The organism is Pseudomonas sp. D2002 (assembly GCF_013385735.1).
Classification (GTDB): Bacteria; Pseudomonadota; Gammaproteobacteria; order Pseudomonadales; family Pseudomonadaceae; genus Aquipseudomonas.
In genome coordinates this window covers 254088-277266 of record NZ_JACAPL010000010.1, presented here as the reverse complement: position 1 = coordinate 277266, position 23179 = coordinate 254088, and the positions used below count along the sequence as shown (strand labels likewise).

24 protein-coding genes are annotated in these 23179 nt (G+C 60.7%); 14 read left to right on the top strand and 10 right to left on the bottom strand.

Annotation, left to right across the window (positions count from 1 at the left end):
• Window positions 1-56 precede the first annotated feature (56 nt).
• The 3 genes from HX783_RS20920 to HX783_RS20910 all read right to left on the bottom strand — a co-directional run bounded on the left by HX783_RS20920 (window position 57) and on the right by HX783_RS20910 (window position 2427).
• On the bottom strand, window positions 57-1058 hold the full coding sequence (locus HX783_RS20920) for an Abi family protein (protein WP_177018089.1): 1002 nt from the start codon (window positions 1056-1058) through the stop codon (window positions 57-59).
• 263 nt (window positions 1059-1321) lie between these two features.
• The gene (locus tag HX783_RS20915) at window positions 1322-1975 is read right to left on the bottom strand and encodes a methyltransferase (RefSeq protein ID WP_177018088.1); all 654 of its coding nucleotides are present in this window, start codon (window positions 1973-1975) and stop codon (window positions 1322-1324) included.
• Complete coding sequence (locus HX783_RS20910; RefSeq protein ID WP_159960252.1) at window positions 1972-2427, bottom strand: YbaY family lipoprotein; 456 nt, start codon at window positions 2425-2427, stop codon at window positions 1972-1974. The genes HX783_RS20915 and HX783_RS20910 overlap by 4 nt, the downstream gene beginning before the upstream one ends.
• Before the next feature lie 139 nt (window positions 2428-2566).
• Here HX783_RS20910 and nrdR point away from each other — a divergent pair, with 139 nt between their 5' ends.
• From nrdR to HX783_RS20850, 12 genes are all read left to right on the top strand, one after another.
• Window positions 2567-3037, top strand: a complete 471-nt coding sequence (gene nrdR / locus HX783_RS20905; protein WP_162530299.1) for a transcriptional regulator NrdR — start codon at window positions 2567-2569, stop codon at window positions 3035-3037.
• Window positions 3034-4170 carry a bifunctional diaminohydroxyphosphoribosylaminopyrimidine deaminase/5-amino-6-(5-phosphoribosylamino)uracil reductase RibD gene (gene ribD, locus HX783_RS20900; protein ID WP_159960250.1) on the top strand — a complete coding sequence of 379 codons (1137 nt, stop codon included), beginning with the start codon at window positions 3034-3036 and terminating at the stop codon, window positions 4168-4170. Before nrdR ends, ribD begins: the two co-directional genes overlap by 4 nt.
• A gap of 47 nt (window positions 4171-4217) precedes the next feature.
• Window positions 4218-4880 carry a riboflavin synthase gene (locus HX783_RS20895; protein ID WP_065909971.1) on the top strand — a complete coding sequence of 221 codons (663 nt, stop codon included), beginning with the start codon at window positions 4218-4220 and terminating at the stop codon, window positions 4878-4880.
• Window positions 4881-4895: 15 nt separating this feature from the next.
• Complete coding sequence (gene ribBA, locus HX783_RS20890) at window positions 4896-5987, top strand: bifunctional 3,4-dihydroxy-2-butanone-4-phosphate synthase/GTP cyclohydrolase II (protein ID WP_159960248.1); 1092 nt, start codon at window positions 4896-4898, stop codon at window positions 5985-5987.
• A gap of 88 nt (window positions 5988-6075) precedes the next feature.
• Window positions 6076-6552, top strand: a complete 477-nt coding sequence (gene ribE / locus HX783_RS20885; RefSeq protein ID WP_003176356.1) for a 6,7-dimethyl-8-ribityllumazine synthase — start codon at window positions 6076-6078, stop codon at window positions 6550-6552.
• Entirely contained in the window at window positions 6549-7049 is a 501-nt protein-coding gene (gene nusB, locus HX783_RS20880) for a transcription antitermination factor NusB (RefSeq protein WP_159960246.1), read from the top strand. Before ribE ends, nusB begins: the two co-directional genes overlap by 4 nt.
• A gap of 18 nt (window positions 7050-7067) precedes the next feature.
• Window positions 7068-8033, top strand: a complete 966-nt coding sequence (gene thiL, locus HX783_RS20875; RefSeq protein WP_177018087.1) for a thiamine-phosphate kinase — start codon at window positions 7068-7070, stop codon at window positions 8031-8033.
• A 55-nt stretch (window positions 8034-8088) separates the two neighbouring features.
• Window positions 8089-8814, top strand: a complete 726-nt coding sequence (locus HX783_RS20870) for an ABC transporter substrate-binding protein (RefSeq protein ID WP_159960242.1) — start codon at window positions 8089-8091, stop codon at window positions 8812-8814.
• Between the two features lie 129 nt (window positions 8815-8943).
• Window positions 8944-9561: a GTP cyclohydrolase II gene (gene ribA / locus HX783_RS20865; RefSeq protein WP_017135999.1), complete on the top strand. Its 618-nt coding sequence runs from the start codon at window positions 8944-8946 to the stop codon at window positions 9559-9561.
• Complete coding sequence (locus HX783_RS20860) at window positions 9558-9977, top strand: nuclear FMR1 interacting 1 family protein (RefSeq protein ID WP_159960240.1); 420 nt, start codon at window positions 9558-9560, stop codon at window positions 9975-9977. Before ribA ends, HX783_RS20860 begins: the two co-directional genes overlap by 4 nt.
• A complete protein-coding gene (locus HX783_RS20855) occupies window positions 9974-10774 on the top strand; it encodes a cobalamin-binding protein (RefSeq protein ID WP_177018086.1) in 801 nt (266 codons plus the stop codon). The genes HX783_RS20860 and HX783_RS20855 overlap by 4 nt, the downstream gene beginning before the upstream one ends.
• A gap of 126 nt (window positions 10775-10900) precedes the next feature.
• The gene (locus HX783_RS20850; protein WP_177018085.1) at window positions 10901-11257 is read left to right on the top strand and encodes a lipoprotein; all 357 of its coding nucleotides are present in this window, start codon (window positions 10901-10903) and stop codon (window positions 11255-11257) included.
• 9 nt (window positions 11258-11266) lie between these two features.
• Here the strand turns inward: HX783_RS20850 and HX783_RS20845 are convergent, their stop codons facing one another.
• From HX783_RS20845 to HX783_RS20820, 6 genes are all read right to left on the bottom strand, one after another.
• A complete protein-coding gene (locus HX783_RS20845; RefSeq protein ID WP_177018084.1) occupies window positions 11267-13168 on the bottom strand; it encodes a TonB-dependent receptor domain-containing protein in 1902 nt (633 codons plus the stop codon).
• A gap of 158 nt (window positions 13169-13326) precedes the next feature.
• Window positions 13327-15225 (bottom strand): 1-deoxy-D-xylulose-5-phosphate synthase, encoded by a 1899-nt coding sequence (gene dxs, locus HX783_RS20840; RefSeq protein ID WP_159960234.1) that lies wholly within the window; start codon window positions 15223-15225, stop codon window positions 13327-13329.
• A 110-nt stretch (window positions 15226-15335) separates the two neighbouring features.
• On the bottom strand, window positions 15336-16223 hold the full coding sequence (locus HX783_RS20835; protein WP_177018083.1) for a polyprenyl synthetase family protein: 888 nt from the start codon (window positions 16221-16223) through the stop codon (window positions 15336-15338).
• The gene (locus HX783_RS20830; protein ID WP_003176346.1) at window positions 16220-16462 is read right to left on the bottom strand and encodes an exodeoxyribonuclease VII small subunit; all 243 of its coding nucleotides are present in this window, start codon (window positions 16460-16462) and stop codon (window positions 16220-16222) included. The genes HX783_RS20835 and HX783_RS20830 overlap by 4 nt, the downstream gene beginning before the upstream one ends.
• 115 nt (window positions 16463-16577) lie before the next feature.
• Window positions 16578-16946, bottom strand: coding sequence for a MerR family transcriptional regulator (locus HX783_RS20825; protein ID WP_159960230.1), 369 nt, complete (start codon window positions 16944-16946; stop codon window positions 16578-16580).
• Window positions 16885-17529 carry an NAD(P)H-dependent oxidoreductase gene (locus HX783_RS20820; protein ID WP_177018082.1) on the bottom strand — a complete coding sequence of 215 codons (645 nt, stop codon included), beginning with the start codon at window positions 17527-17529 and terminating at the stop codon, window positions 16885-16887. The genes HX783_RS20825 and HX783_RS20820 overlap by 62 nt, the downstream gene beginning before the upstream one ends.
• 207 nt (window positions 17530-17736) lie before the next feature.
• Between HX783_RS20820 and HX783_RS20815 the strand changes: the two genes are divergently transcribed.
• Complete coding sequence (locus tag HX783_RS20815) at window positions 17737-18768, top strand: YhcG family protein (RefSeq protein ID WP_177018081.1); 1032 nt, start codon at window positions 17737-17739, stop codon at window positions 18766-18768.
• A 60-nt stretch (window positions 18769-18828) separates the two neighbouring features.
• Here the strand turns inward: HX783_RS20815 and HX783_RS20810 are convergent, their stop codons facing one another.
• Entirely contained in the window at window positions 18829-21996 is a 3168-nt protein-coding gene (locus HX783_RS20810) for a hypothetical protein (protein WP_177018080.1), read from the bottom strand.
• 595 nt (window positions 21997-22591) lie between these two features.
• Here HX783_RS20810 and HX783_RS20805 point away from each other — a divergent pair.
• The gene (locus tag HX783_RS20805; RefSeq protein ID WP_145162716.1) at window positions 22592-23173 is read left to right on the top strand and encodes a YjfI family protein; all 582 of its coding nucleotides are present in this window, start codon (window positions 22592-22594) and stop codon (window positions 23171-23173) included.
• Window positions 23174-23179 lie beyond the last annotated feature (6 nt).

The window sequence follows — 23179 nt, the reverse complement described above, 5'->3', positions numbered from 1 at the left end:
AGCGGGAATGGAGCAACTATAAGGGCTGGCGAGGTTGACCGGAAGCAGCACGGCATTCAGGCGCGGGGCGAGTGCCAAAACGGGTCCTGATACCAGTCAGGAGGAAACCCCATCGCCTTCAGGCTGACGTCGGGGAACTCGCCGATCAGCTGGCGCAAACTATGGCCCCATGCCGTGTGCGGGCTCACCTGATGCATCAGGTGATTCAGAATGCAGAGTGCCGAGAATATTCGGCTATGCGCCCCTTGTTGAGATAGATACTCCGGCCACAGAAAACTGGCTTTCTTCGGTAGCTCGGGACGAATCCCCAATTCGCGGTTCCACATTCGCGAATGATGAGCGCAAATGTTTCGGATGGTGGTCAGTGTGTGAAGCCAGGACTGCATGAGTGGCGCCGGGAGCATCAGGCGCTTGGCAATGGCCTTCTTGTCGGCGTCCCTGGCCAAACCTTTGTACAGGTGGGAGAGGTCACCCAGCGTCAGTTCTTCCAGCATCGCCCAGCCTGGCATCAGGGTCGGGTGGGCGTAAGTCACGGGGTAGTGGCGGGCGTAGCTTTCTTTCGCCCTTTGGCGTTTAAGAAGATTTTTTCTCTTTTCGCTGGCATGGGATCTATCGATGCGCTCGCAATCGCGCTGGTAGTCACGCATTGCGGTGGCTTGTTTGTTGGACAGCGCTGTCAGTAAGCGTTGGTGATCAAACGTAGGGTGAAACATGCCTGGGTTGATATACCAGTGACTGCCATGGGCCGGCCCCATGTGGTTGCTGATGACTGCGCGTGATGCTATTTCAACTCGCTCAATGGCATCCATCGTGAGTAGACGAAGTTGCCGATCAAAGTCGTAGAGGCGGGTCAATTGACGAAACTGGCTGCCGTTACGAAAGTGATGGCCGATATCTTCCGACTGTTGGAAAGGCCGCATATAAGGGCTGAGTCGAAAGAAGCTGACGGATTGCAAGAAACACTCAGCGCGGGGCTGATCGTGAATAATCAGTCCGCGCAACTTGAGCAGTTCCAGTTGAGCAGGAACGTCGATAGCAGGTTTGCTGAATGACCTCATACCCAAAAAGTACCGGGCATAAAAAACCCGCACAATTTGTGCTTGATTACTGACGTAACCAGAGGCATGGCGGGTGTATTGCGCAAAAGGTTAGGCAGATGCCAGGCTTTTTGCAAGGCGTTTGATGGGCCAGCTATAAGTGAAATTGTCTTGAAAGGCATGCAGGTCGATTGTCCAGGCCGCGTGCGAAGGAACGGCATTTTCCATGCCCTGCCATCACCTGTCTCAGCCAATCTATTGCCGGAAATTTGTAACGCGTAGGGCTAGCGCCGCGAATGGTACAGGCTCACCTTCCGAAACTCCCAAGGCTCAGCCAAATCCGGCAACGTCAGCGCGTCGAGGATGCCCAGGCGCTGATAAGCCGGGTGCTGAAAGTCGCGTACGCGCGAGTCCGCCACCAAGGCTTCGCGGCCGCGGGTGAGGAAGTGATCGAGCAGCGGCAGGTTGGCGCGGTCGTAGAGCACGTCGGCCACCAGGATCAGGTCGAAGCGGTCGGCTTCGGCGAAAAAGTCGGCTGAATAATTCAGCGCCACACCGTTGAGTTCGGCGTTCGCCCGGCAGGCAGCCAGCGCCAGCGGGTCGAGGTCGCAGGCCACCACTTCCAGCGCGCCTGCTTTGACAGCGGCAATCCCGGCCACGCCGGAACCGGCGCCAAAATCCAGCACGCGCTTGCCGGCGACCCATTCGGGGTGCGCCACCAGGTAGCGCGCCAGCGCCAGGCCGCTGGCCCAGCAAAAACTCCAGTACGGCGGTTCATGCAGGATGCGCCGGGTTTCCTCGGGGCTGAAGGCGCGGTCCATGTTGTCCGCGTCCAGCAGCCACAACGACAGCTCGGTGCCCGGCAGCGGGCAGGGCACCAGTTGCGCGTCGCCGATCAGCTCGCTCAGGGCGCGTTGCAGGTCCAGCGGTGGCGTCATGGTGCCTTGACGAGTTGCAGGGGGCCGGTGGTTTGGGTGATCGCCTGGGTGATTTGCACGGCGGGCAGGTGCAGGATCAACTGGCCGGACTGGCTGGCGCGGCCGCGCAGTTCAACCCGCGCACCGGCGGGGAAGGCTTCCGGGTTGAAGCGCAGACGGAAGGCCAGTGGCTTGCCGTTGCCGGTCAGCACGCTGCTGGCGAGCAGTTGTTGCGGGCGGTTGCGCTCGTCGATCACCAGCAGGGCCAGTTCGACTTCAGCGTTGGCCGGCACCCCGTTGAGGGTGCCGTTGATTTCACGCTGGTAAGCCGGCAATGGCCCGAGGTCTTCGATGCCTGGGACTTTTTTCTCTTGGGCGGGCGTTGGTTGAGGCGCCGAAGGCTTGGGGGCTTCGCTGCTGCAGGCGACCAGAACACTGAACAGGGCGAGTAAAACAAGTGGTCGTAACTGCATGTACGGCTCCAGAAAGGGCAAAATCCGTGGCTTGAAGATTCAGAAACATAATAGTCAGCCTATATACCGTAAAGGCTATGGCTTGTCTTGCCACGGGGATGCGCTACCATGGCCCTCCCTTTTTTTGTTGCCTGCCACCATGCACTGTCCCTTCTGCGGTGCCAACGACACCAAGGTCATTGACTCGCGTCTGGTCGCCGAGGGCGACCAGGTACGTCGCCGGCGCGAATGCCTGGCCTCTGGCTGCGGTGAACGTTTCACCACCTTCGAAACCGCCGAACTGGTATTGCCACGTCTGATCAAGTCCGACGGCAGCCGCCAGCCTTTCGACGAAGACAAACTGCGCGCCGGTATGCAGCGCGCCCTGGAAAAACGCCCGGTGAGTGTCGAGCGGCTGGAGGCGGCGCTGGTGCATATCAAGCACAAGCTGCGTGCCACCGGCGAGCGCGAGGTCAAGAGCCTGGTGGTTGGAGAACTGGTGATGGGCGAGCTGCAAAAGCTCGACGAAGTCGCCTATATCCGTTTCGCCTCGGTGTATCGACGCTTCCAGGACCTCAATGAGTTCCGCGAAGAGATCGACCGCCTGGCCCGTGAGCCGGTCAAGAAATGAACCCACCTTCTGCTGAACAAGCCGTCCTCGACGCCCATTACATGGCCCGTGCCCTCGAATTGGCGCGCAAGGGCGTGTACACCACCCACCCGAATCCGCGTGTGGGCTGTGTGATCGTGCGCGATGGGCAGATTGTCGGCGAAGGCTGGCACGAACGCACCGGCGAGCCGCATGCCGAGCCAAACGCCTTGCGCGCCGCTGGCGACAAGGCGCGTGGCGCCACGGTGTACGTGACCCTCGAACCGTGCAGCCACCACGGGCGCACGCCGCCGTGTGCTGATGCACTGGTCACGGCTGGTGTGGCGCGGGTCGTCGCCGGCATGCAGGACCCGAACCCGGAAGTGGCCGGGCGTGGCTTGCAGCGTCTGGCGCAGGCCGGTATCGAAACCCACAGCGGCGTGCTGGAAAAGGAAGCGCGCGCGCTCAACCCGGGTTTCCTCAAGCGCATGGAACACGGCCTGCCCTTTGTGCGGGTCAAGCTGGCGATGAGCCTGGACGGCCGCACGGCGATGGCCAGCGGCGAAAGCCAATGGATCACCGGCCCGGCTGCCCGCGCCGCCGTGCAGCGCCTGCGCGCCGAGGCCAGTGTGGTGTTGACCGGCGCTGACACGGTCTTGGCCGACGGCGCCCGCTTGACCGTGCGCGCCGCCGAATTGGGCCTGGATGAAGCCACCACGGCCCTCGCCATGTCGCGCCCGCCGTTGCGCGTATTGATCGACGGCCGCCTGCGGGTGCCGCTCAACGCGCCCTTCTTCAAGGCCGGCCCGGCGTTGGTGATCACCTGCGTGACGCCGGAAAACCAGTTTCCGCGTGGCCCCGAATGCCTGGTTGTGCCGGGCGTTGACGGCCAGGTCGACCTGCGCTCGGCGTTGGTTGCCCTGGCGGCCCGTGGCGTCAACGACGTGTTGGTGGAAGCCGGCCCGAGCCTGGCGGGTGCGTTTGCCCAGCAGGGCTTGGTCGACGAATACGTCATATTCGTTGCCGGCAAATTCCTCGGCTCCGCCGCCCGGCCTTTGCTGGATTGGCCGCTTGAGAAACTGGCCGACGCCCCCCAACTTAAGATCACTGAAATGCGCGCTGTGGGCGACGACTGGCGAGTCACTGCCATCCCGCTACCACCAGCGAGCGTATAATTCTGACCGGGCGCTCAAGTGCCCGTCCCGTTTTCCAGGAGAAGGCCATGTTCACCGGCATTATCGAATCCATCGGCAGCATCCGCGCCATGACCCCTAAAGGCGGCGACGTACGGCTGCTGGTTGAAACCGGCAAGCTCGACCTCGGCGACGTCAAGCTGGGCGACAGCATCGCCGTCAGCGGCGTGTGCCTGACCGTCATCGAGCTGCCGGGCAACGGCTTTGCCGCCGACGTCAGCCGGGAAACCCTGGACTGCACCGCGATGAACGACCTCAAGGCCGGCAGCCCGGTCAACCTGGAAAAAGCCCTGACCCCGACCACCCGCCTGGGCGGCCATTTGGTCAGCGGCCACGTCGACGGCGTCGGCGAAGTGGTCGCCCGCAGCGAAAATGCGCGTGCCGTGGAATTTCGTATCCGCGCGCCCAAAGAGCTGGCCAAGTACATCGCCCACAAAGGCTCGATCACTGTCGACGGCACCAGCCTGACCGTGAACGCCGTGAACGGCGCCGAATTTGAACTGACCATCATTCCCCACACCCTCAGCGAAACCATCATGGCTTCTTACCAGCCGGGTCGCCGGGTGAACCTGGAAGTCGACTTGCTTGCCCGTTACCTGGAGCGCCTGTTGTTGGGCGATAAGGCCGCAGAGCCTACTGCCGGGAACATCACCGAAAGTTTTTTGGCCGCTAACGGCTACCTTAAATCCTGACCAAGGGGGTGCCGCGTGGCGCTCAATAGCATCGAAGAACTGGTTGAAGACATCCGCCAAGGCAAGATGGTCATCCTGATGGATGACGAAGACCGCGAGAACGAAGGCGACATCATCATGGCCGCCGAGGCCTGCAAGGCCGAGCACATCAACTTCATGGCCAAGCACGCCCGTGGGCTGATCTGCATGCCCATGAGCCGCGAGCGCTGCGAACTGCTCAAGCTGCCGTTGATGGCGCCGCGCAACGGCTCGGGTTTCGGCACCAAGTTCACCGTGTCCATTGAAGCAACCACCGGCGTCACCACCGGCATTTCTGCCGCAGACCGCGCACGCACGGTGCAAGCCGCCGCCGCCAAAGACGCCAAGGCCGAAGATATTGTCAGCCCGGGCCACATCTTCCCGCTGATGGCCCAACCGGGCGGCACCCTCGCGCGTGCCGGCCACACCGAAGCCGCCTGCGACCTGGCGCGCATGGCCGGTTTCGAGCCGAGTGGCGTGATCTGCGAAGTGATGAACGACGACGGCACCATGGCCCGTCGTACTGAACTTGAAGCCTTTGCCGCCGAGCACAACCTCAAGATCGGCACCATTGCCGACCTGATTCACTACCGCATGATCCACGAACGTACCGTTCAGCGGATTGCCGAGCAGCCGCTGGACAGCGAACTGGGCCAATTCAATTTGGTGACCTACCGTGATTCAGTGGAAGGCGACGTGCACATGGCCCTGACATTGGGGAACATTTGCGCCGAAGAGCCGACCCTGGTGCGCGTGCACAACATGGACCCGCTGCGCGACCTGCTGATGGTCAAGCAACCTGGCCGCTGGAGCCTGCGGGCCGCCATGGCTGCGGTCTCCGAGGCCGGCAGCGGTGTGGTGCTGTTGCTCGGTCACCCGTTGGATGGCGATGTATTGCTGGCGCATATCCGCGAAACCGCCGACCACACGCCGGTGAAAAAACCGACCACCTACAGCATTGTCGGTGCCGGTTCGCAGATCCTGCGCGACCTCGGTGTGCGCAAAATGCGCCTGATGAGCGCGCCAATGAAATTTAATGCGATATCCGGTTTCGACCTGGAAGTTGTAGAATACGTGCCCTCCGAATAAAGGCCGGCTGTTTTTGCCCCTTGTTCGCGGTTAAATCATCACTGAGGGACGCACTTTTCGCGTCCCGGCTCTTTAAGAGATTTGTCGAATGACCCTGAAGACCATCGAAGGTACCTTCATCGCCCCCAAAGGCCGCTATGCCCTGGTGGTTGGCCGCTTCAACAGCTTCGTGGTTGAAAGCCTGGTGAGCGGTGCCGTTGACGCCCTGGTTCGCCACGGTGTGAGCGAGAGCGATATCACCATTATCCGTGCCCCTGGCGCCTTCGAAATTCCACTGGTTGCGCAAAAAGTTGCTCAACAGGGTGAATACGCGGCAATTATCGCCCTGGGCGCAGTTATTCGTGGCGGCACCCCGCACTTCGAATACGTGGCTGGCGAATGCACCAAGGGCCTGGCCCAGGTGTCCATGGAGTTCGGCGTGCCGGTTGCCTTCGGCGTACTGACCGTAGATTCCATCGAACAAGCCATCGAGCGTTCCGGCACCAAAGCCGGCAACAAAGGCGCTGAAGCTGCCTTGTCCGCGCTGGAAATGGTCAGCCTGCTGTCGCAGTTGGAGGCCAAGTGATTTCCGACGAGAGCGATCAGTTCAACCCCCAGGACCCACGCCCTGCGGATGCCGGCAAGCCGTCCAAAAGCGAAAAACGTCGTAAGGCGCGTCAACTCGCGACCCAGGCGCTGTACCAGCGCTTGATGGCCAACGCTTCGCTGAACGAAATCGAAGCGCAGTTCCGCGTCGATAACGACTTCACCTTCGCCGACCAGAGCTACTTCCACGACATCCTGCACGGTGTGCATGCCAACCTGACCGAGATCGACACGGCCCTGGCCCCATGCCTGGACCTGACCATCGAAGAACTCGACCCGGTTGAACTGTGCGTACTGCGCCTGTCCACCTGGGAACTGCTCAAGCGCGTCGACGTACCGTACCGCGTGGTGATCAACGAAGGTATCGAGCTGGCGAAAGTCTACGGTTCGACCGACGGCCACAAGTTCGTCAATGGCGTGCTCGACAAGCTGGCCCCGCGCCTGCGTGAAGCCGAAGTGAAGGAACACAAGCGCTAATCTGCGCTTGAGTCCTGAATGGGTGAGTTCGAGCTGATCCGCAACTACTTCGCTGCCGCGCCCTGTGCGCAGGGCGGCGAAGGCATTGCTCTTGGGATCGGCGACGACTGTGCCCTGCTGGCGCTCCCCGCCGGGGAGCAGCTGGCAATCTCCACCGATACCTTAGTGGCCGGCGTGCACTTTGCCGACCCGTGTGACCCGTTCCTGCTCGGCCAGCGCTCGTTGGCCGTGGCAGTCAGCGACCTGGCCGCCATGGGCGCCCATCCTCTTGCCTTTACCCTTGCCCTGACCACGCCGACCGTCGATGCCGATTGGCTGCAACGCTATGCCCAGGGTTTGAACGCCATGGCGCAAAGCTGCGGCGTGGGCCTGGTGGGCGGCGACACCACGCGTGGGCCGCTGAGCCTGACCCTGACCGTGTTTGGCCGTGTGCCAGCCGGGCAGGCGTTGACGCGCAGCGGCGCGCAACCCGGTGACTTGCTGTGCGTAGGCGGTGAGTTGGGCAATGCTGCCGGCGCTTTGCCGCTAGTGTTGGGGCAACGCACGGCTGACGCCGCCATCGCCGAGCCGCTGCTGGCGCATTACTGGTCGCCACAACCACAATTGGCGTTGGGCCTGGCACTGCGGGGCAAGGCTACGTCTGCCATGGATATCTCCGACGGGCTATTAGCCGATTGTGGGCATATCGCCAAGGCGTCGGCTGTCAGCCTGTTGATCGAGCTCCAGCGCCTGCCGTTATCCAGGGCTCTGCTGGCGTTTGTCGGCGATGACGAGGCGCGAGTCGCCGCGTTGAGTGGGGGCGACGACTACGTACTGGCGTTTACCCTGCCGCCCGCTGAGCTTGCGCCTTTGTTGGCCAGTGGCTGGCCGATCCACGTGATCGGCCGAGTTGAGGCCGGGCAGGGCGTCACCTTGCTTGACGCCAAGGGCCAAGACATCACCCCGGCCGTGCGCGGCTATCAGCATTTTCGCGAAACGCCGTAAGCCCGCCACCTGCGCTACCCTCTATACGGTTATCTCGGTGTAGGAGGTTGTCACCATGGATGTGCGCCGCTGGCTGCTGATTCTGCTGTGTGCCGTCGCGGCTCTGGTGCAGGCGGAGGACGCCCCGGTGCCTGGCAAGATCATGCTGGCCAGTGAGGAATGGAACGACTACACCAACAAGGATGGCAGCGGCCTGGCCTGGGATGTCTTGCGTCAGGTCTTCGAGCCGGCGGGCATTACCGTGCAAATCCGCAGCGTGCCCTACACCCGCTCGGTCGGCCTGGCCCAGCGCGGCGAGGTAGACGGCTGGGTCGGCGCCTATCGTGATGAAGCCAGTGGCGTGTTGTACCCACACTGGAATTTCGACGCCGATCATATCTACGCCCTCAGCCTGGCAACCACGCCAACACCCAGCATCGCCACGCTGGGCAATTACCGCCTGGCCTGGGTACGCGGCTACAAGTACGAGGAATACTTGCCGAACGTGCACCGCTTCAACCAGATCGAACGCCGCGACGGCATCCTGCCCATGCTGCAGCATGCCCGCGCAGACCTCTACATCGACGCCCTCACCGAGGCCAAGTATGTGCTCAGCCAGGCGGATGACGCGGCGCAATTCAAGCTCACCCACATCGCCGAACTGCCGCTCTACATAGGCTTCGCCGACACCGAGCGCGGGCGGGCGTTGATGACGGTGTATGACCAGCGTTTGCCCGCACTGGTAAAGAGCGGCGAACTGAAACCGATTTTCGAGCGCTGGAAACAGCCGTATCCGTTCTGACCTGCATAGAACCGGGATGAAGGCCAATCGAACCTATTGATCTTTATCAGCGATAATTCAGCTTAAGCGTCTGTAGGAACCTGCTGTTACAATGACGCCCTCTGTGAAATCTGAAATCAGGAGCACACGGTGCCCGTCGTTTTCGTCGCCGCTTCCAAGCTGCCTACCCCTTTTGCCACGTTCACCATGAACGGCTTTCTCGAAGAGGCCACCGGCCGCGAGCACGTCGTGCTCAGCCTGGGTGACATCGCCGACGGCGCGCCGGTACTGGGCCGCGTGCACTCCGAGTGCCTGACCGGCGACGCGCTGTTCAGCCAGCGCTGCGACTGCGGTTCGCAACTGGAAGCCGCTATGCGCGCCATCGCCCGTGAAGGCCGTGGCGTGTTGCTGTACTTGCGTCAGGAAGGCCGTGGCATTGGCTTGATGAACAAGATCCGCGCCTACGAACTGCAAGACGGCGGTGCCGACACCGTTGAAGCCAACGAGCGCCTGGGCTTTGCCGCCGACCAGCGCGACTACGCGATCTGCCTGCCGATGCTTGAGCATCTGGGGGTGAAATCCCTGCGCCTGATGACCAACAACCCGCGCAAGGTCAAAGCCTTGACCGAGATGGGCATCACCGTGGCCGAGCGCGTGCCGCTGCACACCGGGCAAAACCCGCACAACAAACTCTACCTGGCGACCAAAGCCAGCAAGCTCGACCACATGATGGGCAACGAGCATCAGGGCGAGGTCGACCGCGCGTGACCCGTGGCCAGGTGAAACGGCGACTGTCCTTTAACTGGTGGCAGTACCTGGCCCTGGCACTGCTCCCGCTGTTCGTGCTCAACCTGGTGTTTGGCCAGGCCCAATCCCTGCTTCCCGTGCTGGCCATGCCGTTCTTTATCGCCGGTGTGGCCTCGATGTTTCTGAGCCTGCGTTATTTTCATGGCTATAAACACGCGCTGATCGCCACCGCAAAAGCCCTCGATACGCCTGAAGAACCGGCTGCCTGGATTACCCTCGCGGCCCGTCGTCGCACCGCTCTGCTGGTTGCCGCCGTTCCGGCCTGGATCGGTGCGCTGGCAGTGTTCGTTGGCCTGGAAGCGGTGCCGCTGTTTTTGCTGGCGCTGTCGACCCTGGTGCTGTTTTACCTCTACCGCATCCCCCGTCAACTGGGATGAGGCGCCATTGGCTGGCGGTTATGCTGCTGGCATTCAGTGCCCAGGCGATGGCGGTCGAGCGCGTGGTCAGCCTGGCGCCTTCTCTCTCTGAAATCGTGGTTGAACTGGGCGCCGCCGACCTGCTGGTGGGCGTGCTCGACGGTGGCGAGCGCCCAGCGGCATTGGCGCAAGTGCCGTCGGTTGGGCAGTACGGGCAACTGAACATGGAGCGCCTGCTCAGCCTCAAGCCCGATTTGATTCTGCTGTGGCCCGGCAGTGTCGGCCCGGCGCAACGTGAGCAATTACAGCGCCTGAACATCCCCGTGTATGTCGCCGAACCCCATAGCCTCGAACAGCTGACCACCCAGGTTCAGAGCATCGCCGAGCAATTGGGTCGCGCCAACGCTGGCCGGCAACTGGCCGCACAGCTACGCCAGCGCCTGGCCGAACTGCGTCAACGCTACCAGCGTGCCGAGCCGTTACGGGTGTTTTATCAGGTGTGGAACCAGCCGCTGTACACCGTGGGCGGTGGGCAGATCATTAGCGATGCGCTGAGTGTGTGCGGCGCGCGCAATGTGTTCGATGACCTGAAGCTGCCCGCGCCGCAGGTCAGCATCGAGTCGGTGTTGCAGCGTGATCCCGAAATGATCCTGGCAGGTGACCAGGCCCAGGTCGATGCCTGGAAAGCCTGGCCGCACCTAGCGGCTGTGGCGCACGGGCGTTTGGTGGTGGTTCCCGACAAAGGCCTGGAGCGACCCAGCGGCCAGATGGTCGAAGCAGTGGCGAAGCTCTGCGAGTTAATTGCTCCACAGCGCTAGCGTCAAGGCTCAGTGTTTTCCTACCTGTTATTAAGATGCGTCCGCGGGGTGATTCCAGCGGCAGGGTTTTACTCTGCCGCTCGCGATGCGTATTGCATGGCAATTGTTCACATACAGGAGGTGGCCATGCGCCGTTTGATCATTGGTATTTCTGCCGCCATGTTGCTGACCGGCTGCAACACACTGGAAGGTATCTCGACGTTGATGAATTTCAGTGCCCACCCCGTGGCAGCCAAAGCCGCCGAGCGCGGGGCCACTAAGCAGGGCATTCTTGCGATCCAACAACCCCAGGGCATCACTCAGGTTCGTAATGGCAGCTCACAGTGCTATGACTATGTGCTTGAAAACAAAGGCAAGAAAAAGGACCTATACATCGGGTTTACCGATACCGGAGCGGTTAACGCCTACGGGTTCATAAACTGCGCCGAGGCAATCAAGGCCGGGTATCTGAACTCCAACGAGCCTGCCCGCCAGATTTACTAAGTGGCCGCCCTACAACTGTGGCGTCCACGTCAGGCCCAGCATCCAGGTCTGGCCTTCTTCGCGGTAGTCCTGGTTGTTGGAGAAGTCGGGAGCGTTGTAGCTGTAGCGCGCACGCGCGTATTGGCGATCCAACAGGTTGTCGACCTTCAGCGAAACGCTGACTTCATGAGTGACTGCCCAACTGCTGCGCAGCCCCAGCAAGGCATAACCGCCGAGGCGCTGGCGATTGTCTTCAGCGTCATAGCTGCTGCTGATGGCTTGCCAACTGGCGCCTACGCTCAACTTATCGAATTGCCGGTCCAGATCCAGGCTCAAGGTGCGCCGCGCACGGCGTGCCAGGGTGTGGCCGGTATCGCGGTCGCGCGGGTCGATGAACGCGACGCCCAAATTGCCCTGCCAGCCGAACAGTTCCTGCTTGAGCGCGGCTTCAAAGCCGTTGATACGCGCCGACGCCACATTCTGTGGCTTGCTGTTGCTGTCCAGAACAATCGCGTCGCTTAAGTCGGTGCGATACAGCGAGGCTTCCAGGCGCGTGCTCTCACTCAACTGGCTGCGCCATTGCAGCTCGTAGCTCTTTGAAGTCTCGGGCTGCAGGTTGGGGTTGCTGTACTGTGTCAGCGGGTAATAAAGGTCGTTGAAGGTCGGCGCGCGGAAGCCTTCGCTGTAGCTCAGCAGCACGTCATTGTCGGGGTTGATCGGCACGGTGAGGGTGCCGCTCCAACTGTTTTGGCCGCCGAATTGCTGGTTCTGGTCGCGGCGCAGGCCCAGTTCGGTGGAGAACCACTCGCCGTGGAAGCGGTGCTGCACAAAGGCGGCGCGGTTCCAGCGGCTGTTTTCGGTAAAGGTGCTGGAGCCGTGGAAGCGATCTTCGTACCAGTCGCCGCCGAGAATCAGGCTGTTCTGGTCGTTGAGCGTCAGATCGTTCTGCCAGTTGACCGAGTCGCGATAGGTATTGAACACGCTGAAATCGTCACTGAGCTTATCGCGCTTGGTATCACGGTTTTCGCTGTGGCCCAGCTCCAGGCGCGATTGCCAGTGTTCGTTGAGCCTGGCGTCGACATAACCGCTGGCGCTGCTGACGGCGTAGTCGGTGTAGGGCTTTTGCCCGACCGTCTGCTGAGTCGCGGCGTCGTAGCGACCGAAACTGTTGTCGTATTCCGACTTGCCGCGGTTATCCAATAGGTTAAAGCCCACTTCCAGCTCATCGCTGAACGCATGGCTGAGGTTCAGGCTGACGGATTGGTTGCGGTAGGCATCATGGTCGCCATCGCTGGGAAACGACTCGTGCGTGGCGTTGATCCCCGCCGTGTCATCCAGGCTCGCGCCCAAGTTGAAACGCGTGTGCTCATCCCCGCCGGAAAGGCCAAGGCTGCGTTCCCAGGTCTGGCGGCTGCCAAACCCGAGTTTCACGCGGGGCTGCAGGCCCTGTTCGGCATTGCGTCGGGTAAATATCTGGATCACTCCGCCAATCGCATCGCTGCCGTAGATCACCGAGCGCGAGCCGCGCAGTACTTCCACGCGTTCAATCTGGTCGACGTTCAGGTATTGCAGGCCGCTGTCGCCGGAGGTGGTATTAGCGATGCGCTGGCCGTCGACCAGCACCAGGCTTTGTGCGGCCTTGGTGCCGCGAATGAAGATCCCCGGCAAACTGCCGCGGCCACCGGTGGGCGCCACTTGGACGCCGGGTACGCGGCTGAGCAGGTCGGTCACGCTGGTGGGTTGCAGGCGGTCGATGTCGTCGCGGGTGAACACCGTGTTGGCGGCGCTGCTGTCGTTGCGCGCCTGTACCTGGCGGTTGGCGCTGATGACCACATCGGGGAGTTTCAGCGCGTCGTCGCGCTCGAACGAATCGGCCAGCAGGTCGGGGGCGGGGAGCAGCAGCAAGGGCAGGGCAAAGCGAAGGCGGTTCATGGGCTGTCCATAGCATTTTGAAAATGGCATAAAACCAATGTGGGAGCGGGCTTGCTCGCGAATACCGTGGCTCATTCAACATTTTGGTTGACTGATACTCCGCATTCGCGAGCAAGCCCGCTCCCACATTTAGCCCCGGTTTCTCCCGGGCGATTGTGTTACAGACCCAGCAGTGCCATGCGCTCGCGCACCGACGCCTCAATCCCGGCTTCATCCAGCCCGCACTCCGCGAGCATCTGCGCCGGCTTGGCGTGTTCAACGTACACATCCGGCAAGCCCAGGTGCAGCACCGACTTGAGGATGTTCTCCCGCGCCAGGAACTCACTGACCGCCGCACCGGCGCCGCCCATGATGGCGTTTTCTTCAACCGTCACCAGCAGCTCATGGCTGGCGGCGATGTCGCGCACAAGGGCTTCGTCCAGCGGTTTGACGAAGCGCATGTCGACCACGGTAGCGTCAATCTTCTCGGCGACTTTCAGCGCCTCGGCCAATTGCACGCCGAACACCAGGAACGCCGTTTTGCTGCCTTGGCGACGTACGATGCCCTTGCCGATTTCAATCGGCTCAAGGTCTTTCTCGATCACTGCATTCGGGCCATTACCGCGCGGGTAACGTACAGCGGCCGGGCCGTTGTACAGGTGGCCGGTGCTGAGCATCTTGCGCAGTTCGTTCTCGTCGCTCGGCGTCATCACCAGCATGCCGGGGATGCAGCGCAAGTAGGACAAGTCGAAGCTGCCGGCGTGTGTCGGGCCGTCTTCGCCGACCAGACCGGCGCGGTCGATGGCGAACAGCACGTCGAGGTTCTGCACCGCCACGTCATGCACCAACTGGTCATAACCGCGCTGCAGGAAGGTCGAGTAGATCGCCACGACCGGCTTGGCGCCTTCGCAGGCCATGCCGGCAGCGAACGTCACCGCGTGCTGCTCGGCAATCGCCACGTCGAAATAGCGCAGCGGGAAACGCTCGCTGAACGCCACCAGGTCGGAGCCTTCCTTCATCGCCGGGGTAACGCCCACCAGGCGCGGGTCGGCGGCAGCCATGTCGCACAGCCATTCGCCAAACACACCGGAATACTTCGGCCCGCTGGCTTTTTTCGGCGCGGCGGCGGGGGCGTCCACAGGTTCGAGCTTGGTGATCGCGTGGTAACCAATCGGGTCGACTTCCGCCGGGGCGAAGCCTTTGCCTTTTTTGGTGACGATATGCAGGAACTGCGGGCCCTTGAGGTCACGCATGTTGCGCAGCGTGGCGATCAGGGTGGGCAGGTCATGGCCGTCGATCGGGCCGATGTAGTTCCAGCCCAGCTCTTCGAACAGCGTGCCGGGCACCAGCATGCCCTTGGCATATTCTTCGGTACGGCGGGCAATTTCCCACGCGCCAGGCAGGCGCGAGAGCACTTTCTTGCTGCCTTCGCGCATGCTGGCGTAGGTGCGGCTGGAAAGAATTTTTGCCAGGTAATTCGACAGGCCACCGACATTGCGCGAAATCGACATGTCGTTGTCGTTGAGGATCACCAGCATGTTGGCGTCCACTTCCGGCGCATGGTTCAGCGCCTCGAACGCCATGCCGGCGGTCAGCGCGCCATCCCCGATCACCGCAATCGCTTTGCGCTCGCTGCCTTGCAGGCGGGCGGCAATCGCCATGCCCAGCGCTGCACTGATGGAGGTGCTGGAGTGGCCGACGCCGAAGGTGTCGTACTCGCTTTCGGAGCGGCGCGGGAAGGCAGCCAGGCCGTCTTTCTGGCGCAGGGTGCCCATGCGCTCGCGACGGCCGGTGAGGATTTTATGCGGATACGCCTGATGGCCCACGTCCCACACCAACCGGTCATCCGGGGTGTCGAACACGTAATGCAGGGCGATAGTCAGCTCGATGACGCCCAAGCCGGCACCGAAATGCCCACCGGTCTGACCGACCGTGTAGAGCAATTCCAGGCGCAACTCATCGGCCAGGGTTTCCAGCTCGGCTTCACCCAGTCGACGCAGGCCGTCCGGCGTGGCAGCACGGTCGAGCAGGGGCGTGGACGGGCGCTTGCGGGGAATCTCTTGAAACGTCGTGGGCATCAGGCGAATCGTTATAGGTATAGAAGAGGCTGCAGTTTACCTCAAGCGGTGCAAACTGCCCACGCAGAGCGCCGAACTTGGCCGATATGCGGCTGCAATGGCCGCACTTATCAGTGGCGGCGTTCGACGATATACCGCGCCAAGTCACGCAGTGGCTCGGCCGCCGCGTCGAAAGGTCGCAGGGCATCCAGGGCCTGGTCGCGCAGTTCCAGGGCATACGCCTTGGCCGCGTCGAGGCCAAGCAGCGCCGGATAGGTCGGTTTATCGCGGGCGGCATCCGCCCCTTGGCGTTTGCCCAGGGTCGCGGTGTCACTTTCTACGTCAAGAATGTCGTCCTGCACCTGGAATGCCAGGCCGACGGCCCGCGAATAGGTCTGCAGTGCCGCCAATTGTGGTGCTTCAGCACGGCCACTGGCCAGGGCGCCCAGGTGCACAGCGGCCTCGATCAGCGCGCCGGTCTTGTGGCGATGCATATGTTCGAGGGCATGTTGATCCAGCTTGAGGCTGACCGACCCCATGTCGATTGCTTGCCCACCGACCATGCCGGCCGGGCCTGCGGCCAGGGCCAATGCCGTCACCATGCGCAGGCTGATCTGGGCGTTGACGCTGTTCAAGCGCGGGTCCAGCAACGCGCTGAACGCCAGGCTCTGCAAGCCGTCACCCGCCAGGATCGCATAGGCTTCATCAAAGGCTTTGTGGGTGGTCGGCTGGCCGCGACGCAAATCGTCGTCGTCCATCGCCGGCAAATCGTCATGCACCAGGGAGTAGGCGTGAATCAGCTCCACCGCACACGCCGCGCCATTGGCCTGTTCGGCGGGGGCGCCCAGGGCTTCACACGCCGCGTACGCCAGCAGCGGGCGCACGCGCTTGCCGCCATTCATCACGCTGTAGCGCATGGCCTCATAGAGGCGATTCATTTCGGGGCTTGGCGCAACAAACAAGGGCTCGAGCGCCGCATTCACCCGGGCTTGGCTACTGGCCTGATACGCGTCGATCATTCGGGCTGTTCCGCATCGAAAGGTTCTTCGGCCAACTCCCCGTCACGTTCCAGCAACACCTGGACCTTCTGCTCCGCCTGCGCCAACGCGCTCTGGCAGTCGCGAGTCAGGCCGATGCCTTGCTCAAACGCCGTCAGCGAGTCTTCCAGCGACAACTCGCCGTTCTCCAGACGCTCGACCAGGGTTTGCAGGTCGGCGAGGGATTGTTCGAAATCGAGTGCTACTTTTTTGCGGGCCATGGCGGCTATTCCGGTAGACGGTAAACCGGCGCGACACTAGCAGACATGCGGATTCTGGGCAAATGAGTGGGGCGTCAGTCATCCTCTGTAGAGCCGATTACGCCTCTTATTCGGCTCAGCGCCCACCCGAACACTGCCCCTGCGCGTCGTTGAGCTGCGCTTCAAACGCCAACAACTGCGCCTGCATCCGTTGCAACCCGGCAATCTGCCCGGCCAGTTCCTGCTTTTTGCTGGCGATGGCCTGGTCTGCCCGTTCCCAAGGCAACCTATCACCCTGATGCCCGTGCAAGATCCCTTGCAACTCCTTGAGCTTGAACCCCAACTGCTGGGCGCATTTGATCAACGTCAGCAGTTCGACGCTTTGCGCCGAATAGACCCGATAACGGCCCTCCCGCTGCGGCGCTGGCAGCAGTCCAATCGCCTCATAGTGACGAATCGCCTTGATGGTCGTGCCCGACAGTTGCGCGGCTTTGCCGATGTACATGAAAACTCCCTTTTCCAAATAACCCGCCGGCGTGGGTCAGCCACTTTTGCCGTTGCGCCGGTTTAGAGCCCAGCAACGGGCCGAACATCAACGTCTTGGTCGGCTTGATGCCGCAAAACGCCAGAGTCGTGCTGCGCATTTGATGAATGCCGGGCATGCGGTAGAACCAGCGGTAATACCATGGCGGCGTGTCCAGGGTCACCAATAAATGGGCGGTGCGGCCCTGCAGCAGCTTATCCGGGAATGCCTTGCCCTTACGGTATTTGAAGGCAAAGCCGGGTAGGAAAATGCGGTCGATGAAGCCTTTCATCAATGCCGGGATGCCACCCCACCAGATCGGGAAAACCCACGCCAGATGAGTCGCCCAGAGAATATCGGCTTGGGCGCTGAGCAAATCGGGCTCCAAGGCTTGGGGCTGGGTGTAGCCGTTATGCAGGACCGGGTCGAAAGCCAGTCCGCCCAGGCGCAGGACGCGGACCTCGTGGCCGGCGATTTTCGCCGCGTGAATGTAGGTGTCAGCAACGGCTGAGCAGAAACTGGTGCTGGAGGGGTGGCCGAGAATGAGCAAGATGCGCTGAGTCATGGTGCCGAAGCCTGAAAGTGGGCCTTTCAGGGTAGGGTGTGCTGTATAGGGGAGAGTCAAGGCACGGCGCCGCAATGCGCCGATTTGCAAAGGCCAGCAGGGCGTTTCTGTGATCTGTGCAAGGCCCTTCCTGAACCGTTCGCAGCCCCTTGTGACAGTAAAAACCACTGACTAGCTTGTGCCCCTCCAGTCAAGAGTGAAACGGGCATGAGCGAAATCTCCATTGGCTTGATCACGCTTCCTGTGGGCTACAGCGACTGGCTGAGCGACCTTAAACTGCGCATCCATACGGCCCAGCAGCGGGCGACGCTGGCGGTGAACCGCGAACTGGTGCTGCTTTACTGGCAGATCGGCCACGATATTCTGACCCGTCAGGCCGCGCAGGGTTGGGGCAGCAAGGTGGTTGATCGCCTTGCCCAAGACTTGCGCGCGGCCTTCCCCAAGATGAAGGGCTTTTCGCCGCGCAACCTCAAATACATGCGCGCTTTTGCCGAGGCGTGGCCGAATGCCGAATTTGTGCAACAGGCTGCTGCACAATTGCCGTGGGGCCACAATGTGGTGCTTCTAGACAAACTCCCCGGCCCCGAAACGCGCCGGTGGTACATCGCCCAGGCAATTGAACACAACTGGTCACGTAACACCCTCGTGATGCAAATCGAGCATCGCCTGCTGGAGCGCAGTGGCAAGGCCGTCAGCAATTTTGAACACCATTTGCCCAAACCCCAATCCGACCTGGCGCGCGAATCGCTCAAGGATCCTTATCGCTTCGACTTCCTCAGCCTGGCTTTGGATGCACAGGAGCGCGATATAGAAAACGCGTTAATCAAGCACGTCACCGACTTCCTGCTTGAATTGGGCGCCGGTTTCGCCTTTGTCGGCCAGCAGGTGTTGTTGGATGTTGGCGGTGATGAGTTCTTCGTCGACCTGTTGTTCTATCACCTGAAGCTGCGCTGCTACGTAGTGATCGAACTCAAGACAGGCAAATTCAAGCCTGAACACCTCGGCAAGCTGAGTTTTTACCTGTCGGCAGTGGATGCCAAGCTTAAACACCCGCAGGACGGGCCCACCATCGGCCTGTTGTTATGCAAGAGCAAAAATGAAGTGGTGGCTGAATACGCATTGCGCGACAACAACCGGCCGATCGGCGTGGCGGAATATCAGTTGGTGGAATCGTTACCGGCAGAGCTGCAAACAAGTTTGCCAAGCATTGAGCAGATTGAGCGGGAGCTGGCAGGCTAGGTGCGTATAACGGTTACAGCCTGCCGTTCAGTCCAGGCTGTAACCGTTGAATGGATAAAATCAGGCCCTTTCCTTTTTGCCCGTGTCCATGTCCGTGCTGCCCCACGGCCGCCAGTCATCGGTATGCCGTTCACTGCCGTGCGGCCCGCTGGAGCTGGTGCCGCCCGCCAGGAATTTCTCCCACAGGTTCTTGCTGTCGGGGTCGCTGTCTTTGTGCAGGTACGGCGCCAGACGCGCCAGGGAGCTGCCTTTTTTGTCTTCGGTTTCCTTGAAGTGTTTCCACTCATCCGACTGGTACTCGAACATCGATTTGTCGTCCGGTGTATCGCGGCCGCCGTACATGTACGTGGCATAACGCGCGTATTCGAGCTTGTCGCCCCAGTCGTCCTTGGTCACGCCGGCGTCGGCGAGGTCCTTGAAGAACTTGCCTTGGGAATCGGTGAGCTTTTGCATTTTGGCGTGCTCGACCGCTTCGGCAATCAGCGTGCCTGCTACCCCGAAGATCACACCGGCCACGGCGAAAACCGGCCCTGCAATGCGGGCGCCGATGGCGAGCCCGCGGACCACGGTTGCGGCAACATCACCGGCCAGTTTCCCAGCCAGGTGAGCACCTTTGGGGGCGAACATCGCGATGGTATTGGCGATCGCCATACCGGTGCCGGACGCGCCACCGCCCAGGGTGAAGGCCGCGTCAGTTTTTTCCAGTGCGGTCTTGGCATTTTTCAGTTTGCGCGCGCCGGAAACGATGTCCATCACGCCGCCGGTCAAGTCCAGGCCGGCACCGCCCATAAAACGCAGGAACGAGCGCCCGGAGGCGATGGCGATTTCGGATTTTGAAGCCGGGGTGCCTTTGCCGGGGATGTTCTTGACGCCCATCTGCTCGCCAAGGGATTTGGCGGCGTTGTCGTATTCCTTGACCTCATCGGCCGACAGGTTGCCCACATCGAGTTTCTTCAGGGTTTCGGAAGATTCTTTGACGCGCGTACTGATGGAGGCAGCCAATGCGTCAGATTTTTCCGTGGTTTTCTTGCCCCAGATATCCGGCAGGTTCTCATCGATAAGGCCGAGCCATTCAGTGGCTTTGATTTTCGGCGGACCTTTGCCGTCTTTGTCCACGGCCGGGTCATAGGTTTTAGTGCCGCCCAGGGTTTCTACGATGTTCGAGCCGAACTTGAGAAAGTCGTTGGTAAAGCTCAAACCGGACACCAGGTCTTTCGCGGCGGCGATTTTCTGGTCGTCGGTCATGTTGCCGCCGCCATTGGCCAGTTGCAGGGCGCCGCTGACCAGGTTCATCGTGCCGGCCATGGCACTCAGCCCGCCGGTGGAGCTGGCGGTGTGCAGCACGGTCTTCAAGGAGCCGGCGGCCGCCTCGCGATTGGCGCCCAGGCCCTTCAATTGGGTGTCGACCACTTTGTCGATGGCTTTCGGGTCGCCGCTGGCGGCAGCGAGGCGAATGGCCGCGGCGATCTGTTTGTTTTCTGCCGGGGTCAGGCCTTTGATATGGCCATCGAGGATGTCGATCTCATCCTTCATCTTCTTGTACATATCGTAGGCTTTGTCGCCCTTGTCCAGGCCACCCAAGGCAGCGTTGATACCGCCCTTGATCATCGTAAACGAAGCCTTCAGGCCACTTTCGGCATTTTCCGGCGAGACCTTGTCGGGGTTTTCCATGTAGGTGTTGAGCTGGTGCGTCATCATGTTCTGGTCAAATGTCTGACGGCGCGCGGCGTAGCTGTCGGGTTCCAGAATGCGCAGCGACTCGAAATAGCGGTCCACATCCAACTCAGCCGTTTCAGATTTTTTCGGGTCGCCCGAGTCGTTCATGGCAATGACATAGTCTTCAAAGTTCAAGTTGGCTTCACGCGTGCCATCCTTGAAGAGTGCCGGGAACACTTGTTCGCGCACTTCATTCAAGCGGTCTTGCGACAAACTACCGACACTTTTCTTTAGTTCAGCGTCGTAACGGTCCTTAATCCCTTCCTTGCCCATCAGTGTAGAAATTTCCTTGGCGAGTTTGTCCTCGTCGACCATTTCCTTCACATCTTTGCCATTCAACTTAGTCGGTGTTTTATCCGTCTCACGGTAAGTGCCGCTGCCCAGGTTGATACTTTCCGCGTAGCCATACAGGTCATAGCCACTGTCCAGCGCGGCTTGCGCGTCCATAAGCTTGACGATCCTGGCTTCATCCGAGTCTTCGGCCAGCTTGCCGCTCTTGATGTCATCGCGGATGCCCTGCACAAAGTTCTCCGCCGTCTGGCCGCCCACGGTCTTGTCGTTGGGCAACTCCATGTCCATCAGCCCTTCGGCGCCGAAGGTCGGGATGTTGTACTTGTCGCGCAGTGCCTGCACGTCTTGCGGCTCATCGGGCGGCGCGGCCTTGTCGGAATGGGTGGCGTCTTTGACGTGCATCAGGTCGCCTTTGAGGCTCGAGTAGCCGTACTTGCCGAAATCCTGCAAGCGGCCGGCTTCGGTGCCGTGGCGGGCTTCCTTGTCTTTGGTGAAACCATCAATGCTGTCGTTGTCTTTATTCCTGGCGTCGATACCGGTGAGCAAGTTGCCGTTTTCATCGAGGCTCACCACGTGTTCCAGCACCTGCGTGGCGCGGTACGCGGCGTCGGCGTCGTTCTCGAAGTCACCCACCTGCTTCTTGAGGTTGTCCTTCACATCGCTCTGGTTGCCGAGGTTTTTCAGCAGCGGCGTGGCGTCGATAATCTCTTTGGCCGAGCGCGTATCACCGTCGGGGCGCTTCTGCTGATCGCCCAAATCCGACTTCACCACCTCGCCGCGCAGGCTCGAATAGCCATACTTGCCGAAATCCTGCAGGCGGCCCGCCTCAGTGCCATGCCGCGCCTCCCCATCCTTGGTGAAACCGTCGATGCTGCTGTTGCCGACATCCTTGCCGTCAGTGAGCTTGCCGTCTTCGTCGATATATTCGACATGCTCCAGCACCTTGGAGGCGCGGTAAGCCGCATCCGCATCCTTCTCAAAATCCCCGACCTGCTTCTTCAGGTTGTCCTTCACTCCACTCTGATTACCGAGCTTAGCCAGCAGCGGCGTGTCATCAATAATTTGCTGGGCCGAGCGCGTATCACCTTCGGGACGCTTCTGGCCTTTACCCAACTCATCCTTCGGCGCAGCAGCTTTTTTGACCGATTTTTCCCAGGCAGCGACGGAGCTTTTATTCGTGACCGCAGCGTCCTTTGGGGTCGTTTCTACCTTCGCTACCATGGTGCTTCTCCTGATGTAATTATTGCGCCGGCCACTTTTAAAACGCGCAGGGCCGCACAACTTCCTGGTTAACTACCCGAGGCTGTTTATTGAATAACAAGAGGGCGGCCTTAGTTGGCAGGCCGCTGTGCAAGAATGCTGTGAATTGCAACGTCACGGAACTTAGCACGGACTTTTGCTCAATTCGCAAAGCCTTCACAACAATTCACAACGCCAGGGCTATTTGGGAACATTTATGCAGTAAGACAAGCGCACACAAAAAAGCCCACCGTTCAAGGCAGGCTTATCGTAGAGCGCGGCAAGCGCAGTGTTGATGCGGTGTCAGCGCCGAATAACCGTTCATCAGATTGCGATGCTGTCGTGACACCCTTGGGCATTTGGGTCGAGCGGAAACACCAGGAAAAATCTCACGCGTGAGCTATTGAGTGGGCCGAGAATTACCTGTAGATTTTCTCACGCGTGAGTTTTTCACAACGAGGTCAGTACCATGAAAAGCAGCTCTCCATCGAGCCCGCCAGCAGGGCCCGATACCGATTCAGCGAGCCGCAAGGGAGAGCGCTTGAAGTCGCCCGCAAAAAAACCATCGAGCTTTTACATGAAGCAGATGCGCGCGGGCCTGACGGCTGCCGGTTATGTGAAACACGAGACTTGGGTGCTTCCCGAAAACCGAAGCCTGCTCAAGCAAATGGAGAAACAGCTTCGCCAACCGATTCTGGCTGGCTCATTCATGTCGGAGAATTTCATGAGCGCAGGTACTAACTGGAATATCGATCGCCTCTTCACAGCGCTTCAGGCTCTGGATGAAGTGGTTTCCAACGACATTACGCTTTCTCTCGTTCAAGGCGCCGAGTCCAGCATCAAGTTGGAAATGAACGACTTCGGGGGCTTGCCGATTTACATCGCGGTAGTGGGCGAGCAGATCATCGTGGACACCGTGCTGGTCGACGTCGAGTCCATCAACGACGTAACCGCCTTCAATGACGCGGTGCTGCGCAGCCGGGAAATGTTCCCGTTGTCTTCGATCGGTATCGAGTCCATGCCTAACGGGCAAGTTGTTTACAACATGTTCGGTGCGTTGAGCTCCGATTCCAGCCTGACCAACATCGTGACCGAGGTGAAAACCCTGGTCGACAACGTGCAGCGCGCCAGCGAAGCCTTCGAACGTTTCTTCAACTAATTATTC

What these genes read in the sequence shown, in the direction of transcription:
- HX783_RS20920 (WP_177018089.1), bottom strand. Translation starts at nt 1,058, where the DNA reads ATGAGGTCATTCAGCAAACCTGCTATCGACGTTCCTGCTCAACTGGAA.
- HX783_RS20915 (WP_177018088.1), bottom strand. Translation starts at nt 1,975, where the DNA reads ATGACGCCACCGCTGGACCTGCAACGCGCCCTGAGCGAGCTGATCGGC.
- HX783_RS20910 (WP_159960252.1), bottom strand. Translation starts at nt 2,427, where the DNA reads ATGCAGTTACGACCACTTGTTTTACTCGCCCTGTTCAGTGTTCTGGTC.
- nrdR (WP_162530299.1), top strand. Translation starts at nt 2,567, where the DNA reads ATGCACTGTCCCTTCTGCGGTGCCAACGACACCAAGGTCATTGACTCG.
- ribD (WP_159960250.1), top strand. Translation starts at nt 3,034, where the DNA reads ATGAACCCACCTTCTGCTGAACAAGCCGTCCTCGACGCCCATTACATG.
- HX783_RS20895 (WP_065909971.1), top strand. Translation starts at nt 4,218, where the DNA reads ATGTTCACCGGCATTATCGAATCCATCGGCAGCATCCGCGCCATGACC.
- ribE (WP_003176356.1), top strand. Translation starts at nt 6,076, where the DNA reads ATGACCCTGAAGACCATCGAAGGTACCTTCATCGCCCCCAAAGGCCGC.
- thiL (WP_177018087.1), top strand. Translation starts at nt 7,068, where the DNA reads ATGGGTGAGTTCGAGCTGATCCGCAACTACTTCGCTGCCGCGCCCTGT.
- HX783_RS20870 (WP_159960242.1), top strand. Translation starts at nt 8,089, where the DNA reads ATGGATGTGCGCCGCTGGCTGCTGATTCTGCTGTGTGCCGTCGCGGCT.
- HX783_RS20855 (WP_177018086.1), top strand. Translation starts at nt 9,974, where the DNA reads ATGAGGCGCCATTGGCTGGCGGTTATGCTGCTGGCATTCAGTGCCCAG.
- HX783_RS20850 (WP_177018085.1), top strand. Translation starts at nt 10,901, where the DNA reads ATGCGCCGTTTGATCATTGGTATTTCTGCCGCCATGTTGCTGACCGGC.
- HX783_RS20845 (WP_177018084.1), bottom strand. Translation starts at nt 13,168, where the DNA reads ATGAACCGCCTTCGCTTTGCCCTGCCCTTGCTGCTGCTCCCCGCCCCC.
- dxs (WP_159960234.1), bottom strand. Translation starts at nt 15,225, where the DNA reads ATGCCCACGACGTTTCAAGAGATTCCCCGCAAGCGCCCGTCCACGCCC.
- HX783_RS20835 (WP_177018083.1), bottom strand. Translation starts at nt 16,223, where the DNA reads ATGATCGACGCGTATCAGGCCAGTAGCCAAGCCCGGGTGAATGCGGCG.
- HX783_RS20830 (WP_003176346.1), bottom strand. Translation starts at nt 16,462, where the DNA reads ATGGCCCGCAAAAAAGTAGCACTCGATTTCGAACAATCCCTCGCCGAC.
- HX783_RS20825 (WP_159960230.1), bottom strand. Translation starts at nt 16,946, where the DNA reads ATGTACATCGGCAAAGCCGCGCAACTGTCGGGCACGACCATCAAGGCG.
- HX783_RS20820 (WP_177018082.1), bottom strand. Translation starts at nt 17,529, where the DNA reads ATGACTCAGCGCATCTTGCTCATTCTCGGCCACCCCTCCAGCACCAGT.
- HX783_RS20815 (WP_177018081.1), top strand. Translation starts at nt 17,737, where the DNA reads ATGAGCGAAATCTCCATTGGCTTGATCACGCTTCCTGTGGGCTACAGC.
- HX783_RS20810 (WP_177018080.1), bottom strand. Translation starts at nt 21,996, where the DNA reads ATGGTAGCGAAGGTAGAAACGACCCCAAAGGACGCTGCGGTCACGAAT.
- HX783_RS20805 (WP_145162716.1), top strand. Translation starts at nt 22,592, where the DNA reads ATGAAGCAGATGCGCGCGGGCCTGACGGCTGCCGGTTATGTGAAACAC.